This window comes from Bradyrhizobium sp. 1(2017) (assembly GCF_011602485.2).
Taxonomy (GTDB): Bacteria; Pseudomonadota; Alphaproteobacteria; order Rhizobiales; family Xanthobacteraceae; genus Bradyrhizobium.
On record NZ_CP050022.2, the window covers coordinates 6,277,659 to 6,294,398 of the forward strand.

The window sequence follows — 16,740 nt, forward strand, 5'->3', positions numbered from 1 at the left end:
ATGTCAAGCCTTGCGCGTCAGCGGGAGGCGAACTGCTGCGCAATAAAGGCCGTGACAAATCGCGGCATGGTGGCCGTAAGATCGCTCATCCCGCGCACGAGATGGATGGCCGACAACTCGGGCTCGTCCTCGCGCGCGAGGTTGGCTTCGATCCGGGCGCGGGCTTCGTCGCCCGGCATGTCCAGGTTGAGAACCTGAATCATCGCAATCGCACGGCCGGAGACGACGCAGTGCCAATCCGGCTCCGCCACGTAGTCCTCGGCATCCAGCCCGGTCTCTTCCGCGATCTCGCGGACGACGCTGCCGGGAATGTCGAGGGCGCCATCCCTGACGTCGTCGAGGTCGGGCGTGCCCGAAGGGAAATAGATGCGGCCCGCATTGGCGGTATGCTGGGCCATCTCGCCCATCACGAAGGCGCCGTCGGAGGTGCGCAGCGCGCCCATGCCGAAACCATTGAACACGGCCGCATCGGGGGCGCCCCAGTCGCGCCAGGCGAGGAAGCTGGCGAAATCGGTCTCGAAATAGGTCGCTGCGAGATGGCCGCCCGCGAACACGGCATCGCGCCCGAGCAGGACGCGACCGTTCCACAGCTTCGGCCGCTCACGCTGCTTCTCGGCGAAATGCGCCGCGATCTCGGCGCGACGTTCCTCCGCGAACGCCCACACGATCGGCCGCACGGCAAGATCGAGCGTCGTGACGCGATGAATGACCGGTGACGTCATGACGCCCGATGACTTCGCCTTCGCGTCAGCTATTTGGCGTTCCCCGTCGTCTTCTTGGCCTGGTCGATGAACTTGTTGGTGAAAGTCTTGCTGACGTCGATCTTGGCGTTCGCCACCTCGGGCGAGCCGACGCTGAACACCGCAAGCACGGCGTCCGCGCCCTTCGGGTCCATCCTGCCGGTTTCTGAGAACATCGGGATCGTGTTCTTCAGCGCGGCGAGATAAAGCTCCTTGTTCTTGCCGACCATCTCCTCCGGCATCTTCGCCATGATCTCCTCGGGCGAGTGCGAATGGATCCAGGCGAGCGTGGCCAGGATCGCATTGGTGAGCGCCTGCGTCTCCTTCTCGTGGCCTTTGATCCAGGCCGTCGTCGAGTACAGCGCGCCGCCCGGATATTCGCCGCCGAAGGTCTCGAGCGTGTCCTTCTGGGTACGGGTGTCCGACAGGATGCGCAGATCCTTGTGGCTGCCCTGGAGCACGGTGACGGAGGGATCGAGCATCACGGCCGCGTCGATCTGGCCCTGCTGCATGGCGGCGACCGCGGTAGCGCCGAGGCCGACGCCGATCACGGCAGTGCCGGCGGGATCGAGGCCGTTCTTCTTGAGCATGTATTTGAGGAAGAAGTCGGTGGAAGAGCCCGGCGCGCTGACGCCCACCTTCTTGCCGGCGAGATCCTTGACCGACTTGATGTCGTTGGTGCGCGATGGCGCGACCACCAGCACGAGGCCGGGATAGCGGTCATAGACCACGAAGGCCTGAAGTTCCTGCTTCTTGGCGGCGAGATTGACGCAATGGTCGAAATAGCCGGAGACGACGTCGGCGCTGCCGCCGAGCACGGCTTTCAGCGCATCCGAGCCGCCCTTGAGGTCCACCAGCTCGACATTGAGGCCTGCTTTCTCGTATTCGCCGAGCTGCTTGGCCAGCACCGTCGGCAGATAGCACAGGCAGGCGCCGCCACCGACGGCCACGGTGACCTTGCTTTGCGCCGCGGCAAGCGAGGTGGTGAGCGTCAGCGCAAGCAGCGCGCCGGCGAGCCTGGCAATCGTGTTCTTCATTGGTTTCCTCCGTTCGGCCGGCGGCACCATAAAGCAGCGGGGCAGGCTTGAGAAGCACTGCCGAAGTGGGCTGGCCATCGGCGTTCCGGCGCAATAGCATACCCGGACAACAACAATACTTGATGGGGAGGATCATCCATGAATCGCCTTGCTGCCGCGCTGTCGATCGCCGCCGCCTTTGCCGCCGGATGCGGCGCAACCCACCTGCTGCGGCCGGCGCTCGCCGCCGAGAACATCACCGCGCAGATCATCCACACCGGCGAGATGCAGGGCGATGCGCTCGGGCCCGCCAACGCCGTCGGCTATCGCTCCAAGATGTTCGCGAGCGCCGACGGTGCCACCATCTCGATCCAGGTCGGCAACGTGCCCAAGCACATGCATCCCAACACCAACGAGATCCAGTACATCCTGGACGGCACCGGCACGATCTGGCTCGGCGACAAGGAGGTCACCGTGAAGCCCGGCGACCTCGTGATCATCCCGAAGGGCACGCCGCATGGCGGCACCAAGCCGATCAGCGGTCAGGTCAAGGCGATCGCGATCAAGACCCCGCCGCAGGCGCCCGACGACACCAAGCTGCTGGATTGAGCTCTTGCTTTCACCTCTCCCGCTTGCGGGAGAGGTGAACTCGCGCTCTAGCCGCGCCCGTCCGACGCCGTCGGCCGCCACACCAGCAACCTGCGCTCGACCAGCGTGACCCCGAAGTCGATCAGGATCACGAAGGCCGAGAGCACGAACATGCCGGCGAACACGCCGGCGACGTCGAAGATGCCCTCGGCCTGCTGGATGAGGTAGCCGAGCCCGGCCGCCGATCCCAGATATTCGCCGACGACCGCGCCGACCACGGCGAAGCCCACCGAGGTGTGCAGCGAGGAGAACATCCAGGACAGCGCTGACGGCCAATAAACATGCTGCATCAATTGCCGTTCGCTCATGCCGAGCATGCGGCCGTTGTCGAGCACGGTGCGGCTGACCTCCTTCACTCCCTGATAGACGTTGAAGAAGACGATGAAGAACACCAGGGTGACACCGAGTGCGACCTTGGACCAGATGCCGAGCCCGAGCCACAGCGCGAAGATCGGCGCCAGCACCACGCGTGGCAGCGCATTGACCATCTTCACATAGGGGTCGAACACGGCGGCCACCAGCGGCTGGCGCGCGAACCAGAAGCCGACCAGCACGCCACCGAGCGATCCGATCACGAAGGCGAGGATCGATTCCGCTAATGTGATGCCGAGATGCTTCCAGATCACGCCGGACGAAAACCATTTCACGATCTGGCTGAACACGTCGAACGGGTTGGAGAAGAAGAACGGCGGCAGCAGGATCTTGCCGAATACGGGGACGGTCGTCAGCACCTGCCACAGCACGATGAAGATGACCGCGACCAGGATTTGCAGCGCAAGCAGCGTCGGGCGCGACATCAGACCGCCTCCGCCGCGTTGGTAGATTGGGCGTAACCCTTCATCACCTCGTCCTTGAGCACGCCCCAGATCTCGCGATGCAGTGCGTGGAACTCCTTGTCGAGCCGCACCTCGAATATGTCGCGCGGGCGCGGCAAGCTCACGCGCCAGTCGCCGATGATGCGGGAAGACGGGCCCGCCGACATGATCACGACGCGATCGGCGAGCGCGATCGCCTCTTCGAGGTCGTGGGTGACGAACAGCACCGCCTTGCGGTCGGCGTTCCAGAGGTCGAGCAGCAGATTGCCCATGACCTGGCGCGTCTGCGCATCGAGCGGCCCGAATGGCTCGTCCATCAGCAGGATTTTGGGATCGCGGATCAGCACCTGCGCCAGCGCCACGCGCTTGCGCTGGCCGCCGGAGAGCATGTGCGGATAGCGGTTCGCAAAGGCGCCGAGGCCGACGGAGGTCAGCCATTTCTGTGCTCGTGGCCGCGCCTCGGCGCGCGGCGTGCCCTTGATCTCGAGCCCGATCGCGACATTGTCGAGCGCCGTCTTCCACGGGAACAACGCGTCGGCCTGGAACAGATATCCGGCATCCCGATTCAGCCCCGCGAGCGGCCGGTCGAATATTCTGACGCTGCCGGCGGCGGGCTTGAGCAGCCCCGCGGCGACGTTGAGCAGCGTCGATTTCCCGCACCCCGTGGGCCCGACAATGGCGACGAACTCGCCCTGCGCCACCGCGAGATGGGCCTTCTCCACCGCCGTATAAACCCGCCCGTCCCCGAGGCGAAACGCAACCTTGGCATCTTCCAGCGCCACTGCCGTGGGCGTTGTCATGTAGTCCCTCCGAATTTGGCCCGATGCCTTAGCCGCTCGCGCAGCCAAGTTCAATCGACCAGGCAAGCGTGCTAGGCATGGTGTCACTTCCTCCACCCTCCCCTAGAGGGCAACAGAGCCGCGTCCAATGCCCTCCAAACCGGCGATCAGCTACCAACACGTCACCAAGAGCTTCGGCCTGCTCAAGGCCGTCGATGATGTGTCGCTCGACATCGCCGAGGGCGAGTTCGTGGCCATCGTCGGTGGGTCAGGCTCCGGCAAGACGACGCTGCTGCGGCTCGCCAACCGGCTGATCGAGGCGGATAGCGGCACGATCACGGTCGCGGGCGAGGACGTGCGAGGCGTCGACCCGGTCGCACTGCGGCGGCGGATCGGCTACGTGTTCCAGGCTGGCGGCCTGTTTCCGCATCTGAGCGTTGCCGAGAACATCGGGATCACGCCAAGACTGCTGGGCGCGCCGGCAGCGGACATCGCGATGCGTGTCGATGAGCTGCTGGACCTCGTGCAGCTCGACCGGCTTGCGCATCGCGACCGGCTTCCGGAAGCGTTGTCAGGCGGCCAGCGCCAGCGCGTCGGCGTGGCGCGGGCGCTCGCGGCAAAGCCCCGCATCGTGCTGATGGACGAGCCCTTCGGCGCGCTCGACCCTCTCACCCGCGATGCGCTCGGCGAGGATTTTCGCGATTTGCATCGCAAGCTCGGCCTGACCACCGTCATGATCACGCACGACATGATGGAGGCGATCCTGCTCGCCGACCGCATCGCCGTGATGCGTGACGGAAGGCTGCTGGCACAGGGGACGCCCGCGGAGCTCTCGAACAGCAGCGAGCCCTACGTGCTGGAACTGTTGCGCACGCCCCGGCGCCAGGTCGAACGGTTGAATGCGTTGCTGCCGACGAGCGGTACGGCATGAGCATCTTCGCCGATCCGCGCTGGGGCGAGGCACTGTCGCATTTGCCCGATTATCTCGGCAACCACGTGCGGGTGAGCCTTGCGGCGCTCGCGCTTGGTCTTGTCGTCAGCCTTCCGCTGGCCATCCTTACGCGCAACCGCCCGGCGCCGCGCGGCATCCTGCTTGCGCTTGCCAGCATCGTGCAGACGGTGCCCGGACTTGCGCTGCTTGCGCTGTTCTATCCGCTGCTGTTGCTGGCGGCTTCGTTGACGCTCGCCTGGTTCGGCTTCTCCTTCTCCGCCTTCGGCTTCCTGCCGGCGGTGCTGGCGCTGGCGCTCTATTCGATGCTGCCGGTGCTGCGCAACGGCATCACCGGCCTCAATGGCATCGATGCCGCGCTGCTCGAAGCCGCCAAAGGCGTCGGCATGACCGCGCGGCAGTCCCTGGTCATGGTCGAGCTGCCGCTGGCGCTGCCGGTGATGATGGCGGGCATCCGCACCGCCGCCGTGTGGGTGATCGGCACGGCGACGCTGTCGACGCCGATCGGGCAGACCAGCCTCGGCAATTACATCTTCGCCGGGCTCCAGACCCAGAACTGGGTGCTCGTGCTGTTCGGCTGCATTGCCTCCGCCCTGCTCGCCCTTGCCGTGGACCAATTGCTCGGCCTGATCGAGAACGGCCTGCGCCAGCGCAGCCGTCTGCGCACAGCGCTCGGCGGCGTCGGGATCGCCACCCTCGTTGCTGCGGCGCTGGTTCCGACGATGGGACGCTCGTCTCAAGGCTATATCGTCGGCGCCAAGACCTTCGCCGAGCAATATGTGCTGTCGGCCCTGCTCAGGGATCGGCTGCAGGCGGCCGGCCTTTCCGCCAGTGCACGATCCGGCCTCGGCTCCAGCGTGATCTTCGCGGCGCTGAAGGCCGGCGACATCGATCTCTATGTCGATTATTCCGGCACGCTCTGGGCCAACCAGCTGCATCGCAGCGATATCAAGCCGCGGGCGGAATTGCTCGCGGAGCTGAAGACGGCGCTGGCCAGGGACAACATCACCCTGCTCGGCGAGCTCGGCTTCGAGAATGCCTATGCGCTGGTGATGCCGCGCAAGCGCGCCGAGGCGCTTGGCATCCGCACCATCGCCGATCTCGCCGCGCATGCATCGACGATGTCGATCGCCGGCGACTATGAATTCTTCTCGCGCCCGGAATGGGCCGCGCTGCAAAGGGCCTACGGCCTATCCTTCCGCGCGCAGCGCCAGATGCAGCCGGACTTCATGTATGCGGCGGTCGCCGGCGGCGAGGTCGACGTCATCGCCGGTTACACCAGCGACGGCCTGATCGCGAAATACGATCTCGTTGCGCTCGATGATCCCCGGCACGCGATCCCGCCCTACGATGCCATTGTGTTGCTCGCGCCCAAGCGCGCCGGCGACGAGCGGCTGCAGATGGCGCTCAAGCCGCTGCTCGGCAAGATCGACATCGCCACCATGCGCGAAGCAAATTTGCGCGCCAGCGGCAATGATGCGAACTCATCGCCCGATGCGGTGGCGAGGTGGCTGTGGGAAAAGGTGGGCAAGCGGTAGGACCCACCATTTACTCGATGTCGTCCTGGCTTTCGCCAGGACGACGCTGAGGAGACATGCGCGCTCCCAGGGACGCAGCTGAAATGCGGGCGAAGCACTACAGCCCCCGGATCATGCCCGCGTTGATCAGCAGCCGGTTCAGCCGCCGCGCCTCGGCACCGTCCTTGCAGCCGTAGAAGATGCCCTTGCAGCGGAGCATGATCTCCTTTTGCTCGGCGAAGGACGGATCGAGCGGGATACCGGCGGCCTCCTGGATCACCAGCGGCAGATAGGGGCCGTCGACCGTGTCCATCACGGCTTCACTCTTCACCGGCTCGAAGTTGATGGCATCGATCGCATAGTACGTCGCATAGAGACGCGGATCGTAAGCGTCGAGCTTCTTTCCGAGAGCGCCCTCGTCGAGCCCGGGCTCGAGCAGGCTCGGTGCAAACTCCGGCTGGTGATCGCCGTAGCGCACGATCAGGAAAGGCTCGCCCGGAAAATTCTTCTTCAGGCCGGCGACGAACGCCTTGTACTGCTCGGCGCTCATGGTCTGCCGGCGCAGATATTCGTCGATGGACGGCGCGTTGCCCGGCGCCCGCCAGTTCGGCAGCAGGTCTGGACGGAAGCGCGTCTCCCAGGGGAAATGATTGGCGCCGAGATAGATGAAGGTGAACAGCGGCTTGTTCGGCGGCTGCTGGCCCATCAATTGAAGCGCCTTGTCGTAGAAGAAGGAGTCGGGCTCCACGTCCTTGGCGCCGAGATCTTTCGAATCGAGGAAGCGTTCGATGCCGGTCGTCATCTGGAAGGTGCGCGCACCCATGAAACCGCCATAGGCGGGATAGAGCGACATCGTGTCGTAGCCGCAGCGGCGCAGCGCCAGCGGCAGGCCGCGCTCGACGCGGTTCGAGGCGATGCGCGTCACGAAATAGGCGAAGCGGCCGAACGAACGCGAGGAGAGCCCCGCGAGCACGTTGTATTCGGTGAACCAGCTCGGCCCGCCATTGCTCTCGGCCAGGAACGTGCGCTGCCTGCCGTCCCAGGACTTGAAGTGATCGCCATAGCGCGGCGGCACCTTGATGCCCTGGGCGGCGCGGATGTCGAAGCTCGATTCATCATGGATCATGATGATGTTGGGCCGGCGGCCCGCGGGATGGCAGGCATCGACCAGCGGCACGTTGAGCTGCTCGTTGGTCGAGGCAGCCGATTCCATGAAGCCGGATTGCACGAAGTCGGAGACCGCGGTGACGCCGGAGCGGAAGAATTTCGAGAGATAGCCGTCGTCGTAATAGCCGCGCCAGGCCTCGTCCGGATGGTAGAGCGAATAGCCCGCCAGCGCGGCAAGGCAGGCGAGCTTGCAGGCCAGCGCCGGCAGCCGGCGGATGCGGAACGGATCGAGCCACCACAGCGCATACATCAGCGGCAGGGTGACGAGGCCGGCCAGGATCACCGACCAGCGCAGGTTCGGGAAGATCGTGAACAGGAACGCGACGCTGTCGCGGTCGATCATCATCAGGTCGATGAAGTTGACCGTCATCTGCACCACGTCGTGCTTGAGCCGCGACAGCAGCACCAGCACCACGACCATGGTCAGCGACAGCGCGCCCGACAGGGCCGGCCGGCGCAGCAGCGTGATCCAGAAGAAATTGAGGAAGCCCCAGGCCAGCGCGAAGGAGAGACGTGAGCCGAAATCGGTCTCGGTCTCGTACATCAGGGCAAGCGCTGCGAAATGGGGCGCTGTGACCGCGAGCAGCCGCCAGATGCCGAGCGCGGCAACGCTCGCCAGCACGGCGGTTGTGGCAGAGGGACCTGGATTCGGCGCGGACGCCATCTACGGCACGCAACTTCTGGTCCGGTGCGGTGATGCCAAGCCGCCTGGCCGGCCCTCGAGACGACTAGCGGCGCCCGGCGCATCCGGAAGCCTGCACCGTGTCATAAAACTGTAACGGAACCGTCAAGGACAGGCAACGCGCCCGGCAATTCGACCTTCGCTTATTGTTAGCGGGAGACGATGGGCCGCAGGTCGGAGAGGCGGGACCCGCCTGCAACGTGGGACCGTGTGTCGCCACCACGCTCCTGCCAGCGCCCGGTTGCAGCGCACCAACACACGGGGTTCGCCGGGGTATGGTCGGGCGAGGAGCCGGGCGCGCAGCTCCGCGGGACGGACGCCCGGACGAACTGAACGCCGGTCATCCCTGCGGCAACAGCCCTAGCCGCTTGGCGATGATGCGGTCGACCGTCCGTTTCGGCAGCACGGCCCCGATCAGATGGCGCACCGGGTCCGGCGTGATCTGGTAGCGCACCTTCGGGCTCGCCGCCGTCAACGCCTCGAACACGATCTCGGCAATGCGCTCGGCGGGCAGGCCCTTGGCGCCGAGATTCATCATGAACGCCATCACCTTGTTCAGCGCCGGCAGATAGGGCGAGTTCTGGTAGACCGAGAGATCGATCTCTTCGGCCTTGCTCCAGATCGGCGTCTTCACGGCCCCCGGGGCGACGATGATGACGTCGATGCCGAACAGCATCAGTTCGCGGCGCAGGCTCTCCGACAATCCTTCGATGGCGTGCTTGGAAGTGCAGTAGGGCGCCGACAGCGGGTTGCCGTTCTTGCCCGCGACCGAGCTGATCATCACGATCCGGCCCTTCGGTCCCTTCAGCGAGGGGTCGGCGCCGAGCAGCGGACCGAACGCCTGGGTCGCGATGACAGGACCGATGACGTTGACGTCCATCTGGCGGCGGAAATCGTCGGCCGACAATTCGAGCACGGGGCCGGCGACCGCGATACCCGCGTTGTTGACGAGACCGGCCAGCGTCTCGCCGCCCAGTGCCTCGCGCACTTGGCGTGCGGCGGCCAGCACGGCGGCCTCGTCGGTGACGTCGAACAGCAGCGGCGTGAAGTGGGCGCCGAACTCACCCGCCAGCCGGTCGGCGTCGGCCTGCTTGCGGACGCTGCCGAACACACGATAGCCGTGCTTGATCAGGAATTTCACAACGGCCCAGCCAATGCCGGTGGACGCGCCGGTGACGACGACAGAACGCATGATCCCTCCCCTCAAGGTTCCCGCGATCATGTAGGTGGAAGGCGCCTGTGCGCAATGGATCGCGGCGCTGAGGCCGCGGCAAGGTGCTCACCAAATGTCGATTCTTAGAATCGCAAGAAACGTGAACGCCGCGGAGCGGGATCGCACGATGAGAGTGCGGATGAAGAGTGGATTCCTAGACTCTGAAGACGCTGGTGTTTTGGCGTTCAGATACTGGCGGGAAAATCCCAGAAACGACCCAAGGTCAAGAATGTGGTTTAAGCGTCAGTTCTTCGCCCTGAGAGCGCACATCAGCTCGCGAAGAATTTGAATGAAGCGGCAATGTTTCGCGCGAGTTGAAAAGAGCGAGACCGCTGATTGCGATCTCGCTCGAGCCTAATGGCCTAGGTTTAAGATTTGGTTTGGCGAGCGAAGCCTGTGTTTCGCTCCAGTGTCCGGACGCGGTGCAGCGCCGAAGCGACGCGCCGCATCCGGCAAACGCAAAACTTAGTTCTTGCTCTTGTCGACCAGCGCGCCCTTCTTGATCCAGGGCATCATGTCGCGGAGCTTGGCGCCGACTTCCTCGATCGGGTGGGCGGCGAGCTTGGCGCGGGTCGCCTTGAACGAGGTCTGGTTGACCTTGTTCTCGAGCATCCAGTCGCGAGCAAACTTGCCGCCCTGGATGTCGGCGAGAACGCGCTTCATCTCGGCCTTGGTCTCGGCGGTGACGATGCGCGGGCCGGTGACGTACTCGCCATACTCCGCGGTGTTGGAGATCGAATAGTTCATGTTGGCGATGCCGCCTTCATAGATCAGGTCGACGATCAGCTTCACTTCGTGCAGGCACTCGAAATAGGCCATCTCCGGCGCGTAGCCGGCTTCGACCAGCGTCTCGTAACCGCCCTTGATCAGCTCGACCAGGCCGCCGCAGAGCACCACCTGCTCGCCGAACAGGTCGGTCTCGCACTCTTCCTTGAAGGTCGTTTCGATGATGCCGGCGCGGCCGCCGCCGACGGCGGAGGCGTAGGACAGGCCGAGGTCATGGGCGTTGCCCGAGACGTCCTTGGCGATCGCGATCAGGCAGGGCACGCCGCCGCCGCGCTGATATTCCGAGCGCACGGTGTGGCCAGGGCCCTTCGGCGCGATCATCAGCACGTCGAGGTCAGCGCGCGGGTCGAGCAGGTTGAAGTGGACGTTGAGGCCGTGCGCGAACACGAGGGCGGCGCCCTTCTTCATGTTGTCGTGCAGGTGCTCGCGATAGATGTCGCCCTGGAGTTCGTCCGGGGTCAGCATCATGACGAGGTCGGCCCATTTGGCGGCTTCGGCGACGTCCATCACCTTGAAGCCGGCGGCTTCCGCCTTCTTCACCGAGCCCGAATCCTTGCGCAGCGCAATGGCGACTTCCTTGACGCCGGAGTCCTTCAGGTTGAGCGCATGGGCGTGGCCCTGGCTGCCATAGCCGACGATGGCGACCTTCTTGCCCTTGATCAGGTTCAGGTCGGCGTCGCGATCGTAATAAACACGCATAGTCGTTTCCTCGTTCGGGGGCCGGGATCGGCCGATGGTCAGTCTTTCTTAGGCGAATTGACGGATTTCGGGGGCTGTCTAGAGCATTTTAGGGCCCCTGGGAAACCCGTTTCTGCATGGAAATCTGCGGCATCATGCATCCATGAAGACGGGGTAGAGGGAGGCGAGCAGCAGGACCGCCATCAGGATGTTGAAGGCGCGGACCAGCCGCTCGGAGGTGAGGACAGGGCGCAACGCGGTGCCGAACAGGGCCCAGACCACGGTCGAGATCGTGCCGACGAGCAGGCTGATCACGGTCTGGATCGCGATATTGAGCGGAAACTGGGCGATCGCCGCATAGGCCGTGATGGTGCCGATCACGATCACCCACCCTTTGGCGTTGATCCACTGAAACATGGCCGCGCCCCAGAACGTCATCGGGCCGCGGCCACTCCCCTCACCCGGCCTGGTCGGGCCGGACATGGCGATCGCAGCGGCAAGATAGATCAGGTAGACCGCACCGCCATATTTCAAGATGGTCTGGAGGATCGGATAGGTCAGGAACACGGTGCCGAGCCCGAGGCCGACGGCGGCGACCATGAAGGCAAAGCCGATCACGATGCCGGCGATGTGCGGGATGGTGCGGCGGAAGCCGTAGGTCAGCCCCGAGGACAGCAGCATGATGTTGTTTGGCCCGGGCGTGAAATACATCACGACCATGAAAGCCAGAAAAGCATAGAACATCGATTGCGACATGCCCGCCTCACGCCGCCTTGGGCAGCGCCTGAGGGCGCCGCGCCAGCACCATCACGGCAATCCCGCCGATCACGGTGAGCATGCCGGCGAGGCGCAAGGGTCCGAACCGCTCGCCGAACACGATGCTGGAGGCGGCCGATCCCACGAACGGCACCAGCAGCGCGAACGGCACCACCTGGGCAGCCGGATAGTCGCGGAGCAGACGTCCCCACAGCCAATAGGCGATGCTGGTGGAGATGGCGCCGATGACCAGCAGGCAGATCAGGCCGGTGAGCGACATGTGGATCAACGACTGAATGGTCGGCATCGGCCCGTCGACGACCAGCGTCAGCGCAAACAGCGGCACCGCCGCGGTGAGGCATAGCCAGGCGAACAGGTCGAACATCGGCGCACCGCGGGCGCCCCGCAGCAGCAGATTGCCGACGGCGAAGCAGATCGGCGCGATCATCAGCACCGCGAAGGCGCCGACGCTGAAATCATAGCCGACGGTGCCGCAGATCATCAAAAGCCCGGCTGCGGCGATCACGATGCCCAGCGTCTGCTTCGCCGTCGGCCGCTCGCCGAAGGCAACCGCGGCAAAGCCGATCGTGAACAACGCCTGGCTCTGCACGACCACGCTGGTCAGCCCCACCGGCACGCCATGGGCAATGCCGTAGGCCTGGCTCAGGAACTGTCCGAGAAACAACGTGAAGCTGATGGCAATCAGCAGCGACCAGGCGACCTTCGGCTTGGGAATGAACAGGCACGGCAGCGCGGCAATGGCGAAGCGCATCGCCGTCATCAGCTCCGGCGAAAACTCGTCGAGCGCGATCCGGCTCGCCACGAAGGCAAGCCCCCAGATGATCGCCACCAGAACGGCGATGAGGATGTCGGCCGGCTTCATTGTTGTTCCCGGTTCTGCACTGCCGTGCAGCCCTGCTGTTTCTTTCTGTCTAGCCTTGCTCGCCGGCTTTCGGTTTCCGCAACAGGTAAGTGCCGTGCATGGGGGCGTGGTAATCGGCCGAGACCAGCATGAAGCCGACGTCGGTCAGCATCCGTTCCATGACCCAGCCGAAGGTGGAATATTCGTCGCGCATGTGCGTGACGACGCCATCGCGCGAAAAGTCGTGGTTCTTGATCTGGAAATCGGCCCATTGCTCGACGTCGCGCTCGACGGCATCGGGCATCGACGCATAGACGATGTCGCGCAAGTAGAAGCTTCCGCCCGGCTTGAGCGCGCGGTAGATCCGCGACATCGCAACCGCCTTCCAGAAGTCCGGCAGATGATGCAGCGTGAACTCGCTGACGATCAGATCGTAGGACTCCGCCTCGTAGGAAAAGCTGAGCAGGCCGGCCGATTGGGTGCGCACCGGCGCCTTGCGGTCACGCGCGTAGATCTCGGCGAGCGCCAGCATCGCCGGCGAGATGTCGATGGCGTCGACCTCGGCGCCCATCAGGGCGGCTTCGGTGGCGAGCACGCCGTTGCCGCAGCCGATGTCGGCGATGCGCCAGCCGCGCTGGACCCCGAGCGTTTTCAGCGCGGCGCGCGCCCGCAAATCGGCATCCTCGTGGCTGTCGTAGATCGAGGCCACCGCGGGCTCGATGCCCATCCGGTTCCGCTCGTTATAATACCAGTCGCGCGCCAGCATGGCTCACATCCCTTCGGGCCCGCGACCGATCGCGGCAACACCGGTGCGCGACACCTCGACGAGGCCGAGCGGGCGCATCAGGTCGATATACTGATTGATCTTGTCCGTATTGCCTGTGATCTCGAACACAAAGCTCTCGGTGGTGGCGTCGATCACGCGGGCGCGGAACGCATCCGCCAGCCTGAGCGCCTCGACCCGGTGCTCGCCCTGCCCGCGCACCTTCACCATGGCGAGCTCCCGCTCGATCGATCGCTTGGTCAGGGTCATGTCGACGACGCGGTAGACCGGGATCATGCGGTCGAGCTGGTGCTTGATCTGTTCGATCACCATCGGCGTGCCCGTGGTGACGATGGTGATGCGCGACAGGTGCTTCTGCGCTTCCGTCTCCGAGACCGTGAGGCTTTCGATGTTGTAGCCACGGCCCGAGAACAGGCCGATGACGCGTGCGAGCACGCCCGGCTCGTTCTGCACCAGCACCGCCAGCGTGTGCGTCTCGTTGGGATCGTGGCGGTCTTCGATGAAATAGGCGGATGCGGGCTGGTTCATTGTCGTCCCCTCTTGTCTTTCCGTCACGCCATCGCCGGCGTGTCCGTCCCGACCCAACGGCGGAACAGATCGAAATCGATATTGCCGCCGGACAGCACGAGACCGACGCGCTTGCCTCGCAGCTTTGTCTTTTCCTGAAGCGCCGCGGCGAGCGCGGCAGCGCCGGCGCCTTCGGCGAGATTGTGCGTGTCGGTCCAGTAGGCGCGGATCGCCGCGGCCACCTCGTCGTCAGTCACCTGGACAATCCGCGCGGCGCCCTTGCGGATCAGCGCGAATGCATCGGGATCGGGAATACGCGTCGCCATGCCGTCCGCCCGGGTGTTGCTGGTCTCCGTCGTCACGATCTTGCCGGCCGCAAACGACAGCGCGTAGGACGGCGCCTCGGTCGACTGCACGCCGACGATCTCGGTCGTCAGGCCGAGCAGGTCGCGCGCCATGATGCAGCCGCAGATGCCGGACCCCTGCCCGATCGGCACATAGAAAACATCGAGATCCGGCGCGGAGCGGAACAGCTCGAGCGCGTAGGTGGCGACGCCGAGCACGAGATCCGGATGAAACGACGGCACCATATGCAGACCGGCGAACTGCGCGCGACGCTCGGCCTCCTCGCGCGCAGCCTGAAAGTCCTCGCCATGCTCGACCAGTTCGGCGCCGAAGGCCTTCATGGCCCGATTCTTCTCGACCGAGTTGCCGCGCGGCACGTAGATCACCGCCGGCACACCATGGCGGCCAGCGGCAAAGGCCAGGCTCTGGCCGTGATTGCCGCGCGTCGCCGAGATGATCCCGGGAATGTCCGACCGCTCGCGCTTCAGCCGATCCAGATAGACCAGCCCGCCGCGCACCTTGAAGGCACCGATCGGCGTGTGGTTCTCGTGCTTGACCACGACCTCGGTGCCGAGGCGCTCGCTCAGCAGCGGCCAGCCGCGTGCCGGCGTCGCCGGCACCGCCTGCCCCACGATCGCATGTGCGCGCTCGAGCTCCGTCAGGTCGAACATGGCTTCACACCAGCGCCTTGCCGCCGGCGAATGCCTTCGCGGTGGCCTCGTCGTTGGCCTGCTCCGGCAACAGCATCTCGTTGTGCGCCTTGCCGGAGGGGATCATCGGGAAGCAGTTTTCGAGCGCCGCGACGCGGCAGTCGAACAGCACCGGGCGCTTGACCGAGATCATCTCCTTGATGGCGCCCTCGAGATCGGCGGGCTTGTGCACCTGCAGGCCGACGCCGCCATAGGCTTCAGCGAGCTTGACGAAGTCAGGCAGCGCCTCCGAGTAGGAATGCGACAGGCGGTTGCCGTGCAGAAGCTGCTGCCACTGCCGCACCATGCCCATGTACTGGTTGTTCAGGATGAAGATCTTGATCGGCAGCTCGTACTGCACCGCCGTCGACATCTCCTGCATCGTCATCTGCACCGAGGCATCGCCCGCGATGTCGATGACGAGGCTGTCCGGATGGGCCACCTGCACGCCGATCGCCGCCGGCAGGCCGTAGCCCATGGTGCCGAGACCGCCCGACGTCATCCAGCGATGCGGCTCCTCGAAGCCGTAGAACTGCGCGGCCCACATCTGGTGCTGGCCGACCTCGGTCGTGATATAGGTGTCCTTGCCGCGCGTCAGCTCGAACAGGCTCTGGATCGCGTGCTGCGGCAGGATGACGTCGTTGCTCTTCTTGTAATAGAGCGAGTTGCGGGCACGCCATTGCGCGATCTGCTGCCACCACGACTTGATGTCGGGCTTCTTCGCCTCCGCCTTGAACACCTGGAGGATGTCGCCGAGGATGTTGCCGCAATCGCCGATGATCGGCACGTCGACGCGGATGTTCTTGTTGATCGAGGACGGGTCGATGTCGATGTGGATCTTCTTCGAACCCGGCGAGAACGCATCGACCCGGCCGGTGATGCGGTCGTCGAAGCGCGCACCGACGCACAGCATGACGTCGCAATCATGCATGGTCATGTTGGCCTCATAGGTGCCGTGCATGCCGAGCATGCCGAGCCAGTTCTTGCCCGATGCCGGATACGCGCCCAGACCCATCAGCGTCGAGGTGATCGGAAAACCGGTGACCTCGACCAGTTCGCGCAGGAGCCTGGTCGCCTCGGGGCCGGAATTGATGACGCCGCCGCCGCTGTAGATGACGGGGCGCTTGGCATTGGCGAGCAGCGACACGGCCTTGCGGATCTGCGTCGCATCGCCCTTCACGCGCGGCGCATAGGAGCGGTGCACGTCGGACTTGCGCGGCGGATGATAGGTGCCAGTCGCGAACTGCACGTCCTTGGGGACGTCGACCAGCACCGGACCCGGACGGCCCGAGGTTGCGACATAGAAGGCCTCATGCAGCACTTTGGCGAGGTCGTTGACGTCCCGCACCAGCCAATTGTGCTTGGTGCAGGGGCGCGTGATGCCGACGGTGTCGCATTCCTGGAACGCGTCGTTGCCGATCAGATGCGTCGGCACCTGGCCGGAGATGCAGACCAGCGGGATCGAGTCCATCAGCGCGTCGGTGAGCGGCGTCACCATGTTGGTGGCGCCGGGGCCGGAGGTCACCAGCGCAACGCCCGGCTTGCCGGTCGAGCGCGCATAGCCTTCGGCCGCATGGCCCGCGCCCTGCTCGTGACGGACCAGGATGTGCTGGACTTCGCTCTGCTGGAAGATCTCGTCGTAGATCGGAAGCACCGCGCCGCCGGGATAGCCGAAAATGTCGGTCACGCCGTGATCGATGAGCGCGCGGACGATCATCGCGGCGCCGGTCATCTGGTTCGGATCGTGGCTCTTGTCACTCATTGGCTTGCTCCGGATGCGCTGTTGTCAGCGGCTTCGTTCGTTCGG

Annotated in this window: 16 protein-coding genes; 3 read left to right on the forward strand and 13 right to left on the reverse strand. The window is 65.0% G+C overall.

Translation table 11 applies throughout. From position 1 onward, the window contains the following. Positions 1-17: 17 nt before the first annotated feature. Positions 18-722, reverse strand: coding sequence for an NUDIX hydrolase (locus tag HAP40_RS29825; protein ID WP_166814424.1), 705 nt, complete (start codon positions 720-722; stop codon positions 18-20). Between the two features lie 29 nt (positions 723-751). Further along, on the reverse strand, positions 752-1,777 hold the full coding sequence (locus tag HAP40_RS29830; protein ID WP_166814423.1) for an ABC transporter substrate-binding protein: 1,026 nt from the start codon (positions 1,775-1,777) through the stop codon (positions 752-754). Between the two features lie 138 nt (positions 1,778-1,915). Between HAP40_RS29830 and HAP40_RS29835 the strand changes: the two genes are divergently transcribed. After that, the gene (locus tag HAP40_RS29835) at positions 1,916-2,365 is read left to right on the forward strand and encodes a cupin domain-containing protein (RefSeq protein ID WP_166814422.1); all 450 of its coding nucleotides are present in this window, start codon (positions 1,916-1,918) and stop codon (positions 2,363-2,365) included. 47 nt (positions 2,366-2,412) lie between these two features. On the opposite strand, the gene HAP40_RS29840 is transcribed toward HAP40_RS29835, so the two are convergent. Together HAP40_RS29840 and HAP40_RS29845 are read right to left on the reverse strand one after the other, a co-directional pair. After that, the gene (locus tag HAP40_RS29840) at positions 2,413-3,201 is read right to left on the reverse strand and encodes an ABC transporter permease (RefSeq protein ID WP_166814421.1); all 789 of its coding nucleotides are present in this window, start codon (positions 3,199-3,201) and stop codon (positions 2,413-2,415) included. Continuing rightward, positions 3,201-4,019, reverse strand: coding sequence for an ABC transporter ATP-binding protein (locus HAP40_RS29845; RefSeq protein WP_166814420.1), 819 nt, complete (start codon positions 4,017-4,019; stop codon positions 3,201-3,203). The genes HAP40_RS29840 and HAP40_RS29845 overlap by 1 nt, the downstream gene beginning before the upstream one ends. 127 nt (positions 4,020-4,146) lie before the next feature. Between HAP40_RS29845 and HAP40_RS29850 the strand changes: the two genes are divergently transcribed. Both HAP40_RS29850 and HAP40_RS29855 read left to right on the forward strand, forming a co-directional pair. Further along, the gene (locus HAP40_RS29850; RefSeq protein WP_166814419.1) at positions 4,147-4,929 is read left to right on the forward strand and encodes an ABC transporter ATP-binding protein; all 783 of its coding nucleotides are present in this window, start codon (positions 4,147-4,149) and stop codon (positions 4,927-4,929) included. Continuing rightward, positions 4,926-6,485: a glycine betaine ABC transporter substrate-binding protein gene (locus HAP40_RS29855; RefSeq protein ID WP_166814418.1), complete on the forward strand. Its 1,560-nt coding sequence runs from the start codon at positions 4,926-4,928 to the stop codon at positions 6,483-6,485. Before HAP40_RS29850 ends, HAP40_RS29855 begins: the two co-directional genes overlap by 4 nt. Positions 6,486-6,582: 97 nt before the next feature. Here HAP40_RS29855 and HAP40_RS29860 read toward each other — a convergent pair whose 3' ends face one another. The 9 genes from HAP40_RS29860 to HAP40_RS29900 all read right to left on the reverse strand — a co-directional run bounded on the left by HAP40_RS29860 (position 6,583) and on the right by HAP40_RS29900 (position 16,695). After that, positions 6,583-8,295, reverse strand: coding sequence for a sulfatase-like hydrolase/transferase (locus tag HAP40_RS29860; RefSeq protein ID WP_166814417.1), 1,713 nt, complete (start codon positions 8,293-8,295; stop codon positions 6,583-6,585). Positions 8,296-8,653: 358 nt separating this feature from the next. Next, positions 8,654-9,505: an SDR family oxidoreductase gene (locus HAP40_RS29865; protein WP_166814416.1), complete on the reverse strand. Its 852-nt coding sequence runs from the start codon at positions 9,503-9,505 to the stop codon at positions 8,654-8,656. A 486-nt stretch (positions 9,506-9,991) separates the two neighbouring features. After that, on the reverse strand, positions 9,992-11,011 hold the full coding sequence (gene ilvC, locus HAP40_RS29870) for a ketol-acid reductoisomerase (protein WP_166814415.1): 1,020 nt from the start codon (positions 11,009-11,011) through the stop codon (positions 9,992-9,994). A gap of 132 nt (positions 11,012-11,143) precedes the next feature. Beyond that, positions 11,144-11,746, reverse strand: a complete 603-nt coding sequence (locus tag HAP40_RS29875; RefSeq protein WP_166814414.1) for a LysE family translocator — start codon at positions 11,744-11,746, stop codon at positions 11,144-11,146. 7 nt (positions 11,747-11,753) lie between these two features. Next, positions 11,754-12,629: an EamA family transporter gene (locus tag HAP40_RS29880; protein ID WP_166814413.1), complete on the reverse strand. Its 876-nt coding sequence runs from the start codon at positions 12,627-12,629 to the stop codon at positions 11,754-11,756. Positions 12,630-12,678: 49 nt separating this feature from the next. Further along, a complete protein-coding gene (locus HAP40_RS29885) occupies positions 12,679-13,374 on the reverse strand; it encodes a class I SAM-dependent methyltransferase (protein WP_166814412.1) in 696 nt (231 codons plus the stop codon). 3 nt (positions 13,375-13,377) lie between these two features. After that, a complete protein-coding gene (gene ilvN, locus HAP40_RS29890) occupies positions 13,378-13,920 on the reverse strand; it encodes an acetolactate synthase small subunit (RefSeq protein WP_166814411.1) in 543 nt (180 codons plus the stop codon). 23 nt (positions 13,921-13,943) lie between these two features. Beyond that, positions 13,944-14,915, reverse strand: a complete 972-nt coding sequence (locus HAP40_RS29895; protein ID WP_166814410.1) for a threonine dehydratase — start codon at positions 14,913-14,915, stop codon at positions 13,944-13,946. A 4-nt stretch (positions 14,916-14,919) separates the two neighbouring features. Beyond that, positions 14,920-16,695, reverse strand: a complete 1,776-nt coding sequence (locus HAP40_RS29900) for an acetolactate synthase 3 large subunit (protein WP_166814409.1) — start codon at positions 16,693-16,695, stop codon at positions 14,920-14,922. Positions 16,696-16,740 lie beyond the last annotated feature (45 nt).

Coding starts and splice junctions, on each gene's coding strand:
- HAP40_RS29825 (WP_166814424.1), bottom strand. CDS start 722: ATGACGTCACCGGTCATTCATCGCGTCACGACGCTCGATCTTGCCGTG.
- HAP40_RS29830 (WP_166814423.1), bottom strand. CDS start 1,777: ATGAAGAACACGATTGCCAGGCTCGCCGGCGCGCTGCTTGCGCTGACG.
- HAP40_RS29835 (WP_166814422.1), top strand. CDS start 1,916: ATGAATCGCCTTGCTGCCGCGCTGTCGATCGCCGCCGCCTTTGCCGCC.
- HAP40_RS29840 (WP_166814421.1), bottom strand. CDS start 3,201: ATGTCGCGCCCGACGCTGCTTGCGCTGCAAATCCTGGTCGCGGTCATC.
- HAP40_RS29845 (WP_166814420.1), bottom strand. CDS start 4,019: ATGACAACGCCCACGGCAGTGGCGCTGGAAGATGCCAAGGTTGCGTTT.
- HAP40_RS29850 (WP_166814419.1), top strand. CDS start 4,147: ATGCCCTCCAAACCGGCGATCAGCTACCAACACGTCACCAAGAGCTTC.
- HAP40_RS29855 (WP_166814418.1), top strand. CDS start 4,926: ATGAGCATCTTCGCCGATCCGCGCTGGGGCGAGGCACTGTCGCATTTG.
- HAP40_RS29860 (WP_166814417.1), bottom strand. CDS start 8,295: ATGGCGTCCGCGCCGAATCCAGGTCCCTCTGCCACAACCGCCGTGCTG.
- HAP40_RS29865 (WP_166814416.1), bottom strand. CDS start 9,505: ATGCGTTCTGTCGTCGTCACCGGCGCGTCCACCGGCATTGGCTGGGCC.
- ilvC (WP_166814415.1), bottom strand. CDS start 11,011: ATGCGTGTTTATTACGATCGCGACGCCGACCTGAACCTGATCAAGGGC.
- HAP40_RS29875 (WP_166814414.1), bottom strand. CDS start 11,746: ATGTCGCAATCGATGTTCTATGCTTTTCTGGCTTTCATGGTCGTGATG.
- HAP40_RS29880 (WP_166814413.1), bottom strand. CDS start 12,629: ATGAAGCCGGCCGACATCCTCATCGCCGTTCTGGTGGCGATCATCTGG.
- HAP40_RS29885 (WP_166814412.1), bottom strand. CDS start 13,374: ATGCTGGCGCGCGACTGGTATTATAACGAGCGGAACCGGATGGGCATC.
- ilvN (WP_166814411.1), bottom strand. CDS start 13,920: ATGAACCAGCCCGCATCCGCCTATTTCATCGAAGACCGCCACGATCCC.
- HAP40_RS29895 (WP_166814410.1), bottom strand. CDS start 14,915: ATGTTCGACCTGACGGAGCTCGAGCGCGCACATGCGATCGTGGGGCAG.
- HAP40_RS29900 (WP_166814409.1), bottom strand. CDS start 16,695: ATGAGTGACAAGAGCCACGATCCGAACCAGATGACCGGCGCCGCGATG.